This window comes from Stenotrophomonas sp. Sm6012, from assembly GCF_030985895.1.
GTDB lineage: Bacteria > Pseudomonadota > Gammaproteobacteria > Xanthomonadales > Xanthomonadaceae > Stenotrophomonas > Stenotrophomonas forensis.
On record NZ_JAPTFX010000238.1, the window covers coordinates 1 to 3,379 of the forward strand.

General features: G+C 69.0%; 5 protein-coding genes. 2 read left to right on the forward strand and 3 right to left on the reverse strand.

Going from position 1 to position 3,379, the window contains the following annotated elements; all coding sequences use genetic code 11:
• Positions 1–87: 87 nt before the first annotated feature.
• The gene (locus tag O0J73_RS21885; RefSeq protein ID WP_197565046.1) at positions 88–909 is read left to right on the forward strand and encodes an EamA family transporter; all 822 of its coding nucleotides are present in this window, start codon (positions 88–90) and stop codon (positions 907–909) included.
• Positions 910–984: 75 nt separating this feature from the next.
• Here the strand turns inward: O0J73_RS21885 and rimI are convergent, their stop codons facing one another.
• Genes rimI through pssA form a run of 3 tightly spaced genes read right to left on the reverse strand, consistent with a single transcriptional unit; the run spans position 985 to position 2,764 of the window.
• Positions 985–1,482, reverse strand: coding sequence for a ribosomal protein S18-alanine N-acetyltransferase (gene rimI / locus O0J73_RS21890; RefSeq protein ID WP_004154129.1), 498 nt, complete (start codon positions 1,480–1,482; stop codon positions 985–987).
• Positions 1,479–1,991 carry a hypothetical protein gene (locus O0J73_RS21895; RefSeq protein ID WP_308309631.1) on the reverse strand — a complete coding sequence of 171 codons (513 nt, stop codon included), beginning with the start codon at positions 1,989–1,991 and terminating at the stop codon, positions 1,479–1,481. The genes rimI and O0J73_RS21895 overlap by 4 nt, the downstream gene beginning before the upstream one ends.
• Positions 1,988–2,764 (reverse strand): CDP-diacylglycerol--serine O-phosphatidyltransferase, encoded by a 777-nt coding sequence (gene pssA / locus O0J73_RS21900; RefSeq protein ID WP_308309632.1) that lies wholly within the window; start codon positions 2,762–2,764, stop codon positions 1,988–1,990. Before pssA ends, O0J73_RS21895 begins: the two co-directional genes overlap by 4 nt.
• Positions 2,765–2,844: 80 nt before the next feature.
• Between pssA and O0J73_RS21905 the strand changes: the two genes are divergently transcribed.
• Positions 2,845–3,219 (forward strand): DUF4124 domain-containing protein, encoded by a 375-nt coding sequence (locus O0J73_RS21905; RefSeq protein WP_197565045.1) that lies wholly within the window; start codon positions 2,845–2,847, stop codon positions 3,217–3,219.
• Positions 3,220–3,379 lie beyond the last annotated feature (160 nt).

A 3,379-nucleotide genomic window follows, 5' to 3' on the forward strand; every position in this document is an offset into this window, starting at 1 on the left:
GGGAGCGGTGGCCACCCACCCATGGGTAACCGCAACCGCCGGGCGATGCCGGGCGTTTCCATTTGCCCCGCATGGCATCATCGGCGGATGCCGCTTTCCATCTTCCTGCTCGTCCTCGCTGCTGCAGCACTGCATGCCAGCTGGAATGCGATCGTCAAGCGCGGGCCGGACAAGTTCCTCGGCACCGTGCTGGTCACTGGCAGCGCCGCGCTGCTGTCGGCCACCGCGTTGCCGTTCCTGCCCTTCCCTGCCGCGCACAGCTGGCCGTGGCTGGGTGCCTCGGTGTTGCTGCAGGTGACTTACTACGGCCTGGTCGCACGCTGTTATCAGCAGGTCGACATGAGCCTGGCCTATCCGCTGATGCGTGGCAGTGCGCCGATCCTGGTCGCACTGGCCGGCACCCTGCTGGGTGAAGGGCTGCCGCCCGTCGCGTGGCTGGGTGTAGTGCTGGTCAGCACCGGCATCCTGTGCATGGCACTGGGTGCACGAGGTGGCCAGCTTCGGCTGCCACTGCTGACTGCCGCGATGATCGCCACTTACACCCTGGTCGATGCGCAGGGTGCGCGCCAGTCCGGCAGCGCGCTCAGTTACACACTGTGGTTGTTCCTGCTGTCGGGCATTCCATTGCCGCTGTGGGCGCTGTACACCCGGCGGGGTGCGGTGCTGACCTATGCTCGCCAGCACTGGCCACTGGGCATGGCCGGCGGCGTCGGCACCACCGCCTCGTATGCGATGGCGCTGTGGGCGATGACCCAGGCGCCGGTGGCGATGGTTTCGGCGCTGCGCGAATCTTCGATCCTGTTCGCGCTGCTGATCTCGGTATTCCTGCTGCGCGAACGGATACCACGCGCGCGCTGGCTCGCGGCGTCGCTCATCGTCGGTGGCGTGCTGGCGTTGCGGCTGGCGTGAGGAAAGCGTGCCAACCAAGGTTGGCACCTACCGATTCATCGGTAGTGCCGGCCGCTGGCCGGCAACCCTTCTCCGCTACAGCGGCGGCATCGCCTGCAGGTCGCCGTCGACCAGCTCGATCGCCATCACCAGCGCGTCTTCGCGGCCCTGCGCGGCGGGGTAGTAGCGCGGGCGACGGCCGATCTCGTTGAAGCCTTCGCTGTGGTACAGCGCCAGCGCAGGCGCATTGGAGGGCCGCACTTCCAGGAACACGCGCTGCGCGCCACGGTCTCCGGCCAGCTGCACCAGCGCACGCAGCAACTGGCGGCCGAGCCCCCGCGACTGCGTCGACGGATCGATGCAGACGTTCAGGACATGCGCCTCATCGGCGGCGATGCTGAGCACGCCGTAGCCGATCAGCTGGCCATCGCGCTCCATCGCCAGGCCCGGGTAACCCGCGCGCAGGCAGTCAACGAAGATACCGCGCGTCCATGGAAACGGATAACCGCGCACTTCAATCGCCATCACCGCATTGAGATCGCTCTCGCGCAACGCGCGCAGGCTGACCGGGCCGGGCTGGCTGACCGCACTCATGGCGCGCCCCGCTTGCGCAGGGCACGCAGCTGCGGCCACAGCGCCCGCTTGGCGGCCGGGTCGTGGCGCAGCTGGTCCAGCGGCCAACTGTCCATCAGCGCCTGCGTCGCCGGATCATTGGGATTGCAGCCGGACGCACGCAGCAGCGCGATCTGCAGGCGATCCGGCAGGCGCACCACGGGCTGCCGGGCATTCCCGGCCGGCAGCGGACGCGCCGAAGCCGGCGCGGTATCGGGTGCGTTGACCGGGGTCTCGCGGCGTGGCGGCGCCGGGTGTTGCAGACCGGGCGACGGCACAGCTTCGGCGCGGGGTTCGCCCGACGAAGATGCGGCGCTTCCCCGCGCCGGTTGCGTCGGCGGCGCGGCGGCCGCCTCGGCTTCGGCCACGCTCAGCTGCAGCGCAGCGTCCAGCTCTGCGGCCAGCTGGCCGTCGTGGTAGACGGTGTAGCCCATGGCCTGCAGCCAGGCCTGCTGGGCCGGAGACCACAGCACGGGCAGGTCCTGGCTCACGCCGCCTCGGGCCTCTTGCGCAGGCGCTGCACGGCCCACATCACCGGGCCGGACAGGGCGTACAGGATGCCCACCGCGAACAGCACGCGCGGCAGATCGATGACCGCGATGGCGATTGCAACCGGCACCAGTGCCAGCACCAGGAACGGGACGCGATCGGAGCGGGTGCCCTTGGCGGCACCGCCCTTGAAGCTCCAGAAACGGATGCGGCTGACCATCAGCAGCGCCGCGATGATCGTCACGGCCAGCGCCACATAGCGCAGCTGGTTGCCGTCCCAGCCCAGGTTGCCATCGGCGAAGGCCCAGACGAAGGACATCATCAGGCCAGCCGCCGCCGGGCTGGCCAGGCCGACGAACCAGCGCTTGTCGACCACCGCCACCTGGGTATTGAAGCGGGCCAGGCGCAGCGCCGCGCAGGCGGCATACAGGAAGGCCACGGCCCAGCCGACGCGGCCGAGCAGCGGGTCATCGAACTTCAGCCACGACAGCGACCAGTGATACATCACCAGCGCCGGGGCCATGCCGAAGCTGACCAGGTCGGCCAGTGAGTCGTACTGCACGCCGAATTCGCTGCTGGTGCCGGTCAGGCGCGCCACGCGCCCATCCAGGCCATCCATCACCGCTGCCACGAACACGGCGATGCTGGCGTTGACGAAATCCCCGTTGGCCGCGGCGATGATCGCGTAGAAACCGGCAAACAGCCCGGCGGTGGTGAACAGGTTGGGCAGCAGGTAAATCGTGCGCGAACGCGGCGGCGGTGTGATCGGGTCCATGGAATCCAGTTTAATCGACTTGCCAGTGCTCGGTGCCAATGCTGCAATCGGCGTTCTACGCCCATTCCGCGGAGTTTGCCATGCGTGCCCTGTCCTGCCTTGGATGCCTGCTGTTGTTGGCCAGTGCCCACGCCGTGGCCGGTCCGGTCTACAAGTGGAAGGACGCCAACGGCGTGACCCAGTACTCGGAGACCCCGCCGGCGGGCAAGAAATTCGAGACCCGCGAGCAGGCCCGCAGCCCACAGGCCGCGGCCGGTACCGGGACCCCGGCCGCGCCGGTGCCGGAGCAGTGCAGCACCGCCCGCGCCAACCTGGCCCTGCTGGAAGGGTCCGGCCCGGTGATGCAGGACACCAATGGCGACGGCAAGCCCGATACCGCGCTGACCCCGGAGCAGCGCACGGCGCAGAAGGGGCTGGCCGACGCGGCCATCAAGGCTTACTGCCCGGCGGAGTAAGGGGTACTGGCAGGGCTTGCAGCCCTGCACCTGCTTCAAGCAAAGGCAACGTCAACGGCAACAGCCGGCTCTGGGCTTTCTGTGGGTCTGGCGGGGCGGTGTCGGATTGCGGGGACGCCGTAAACCCGTCCCTGGGGGCTTGGCCGCGGCATCCATGCCG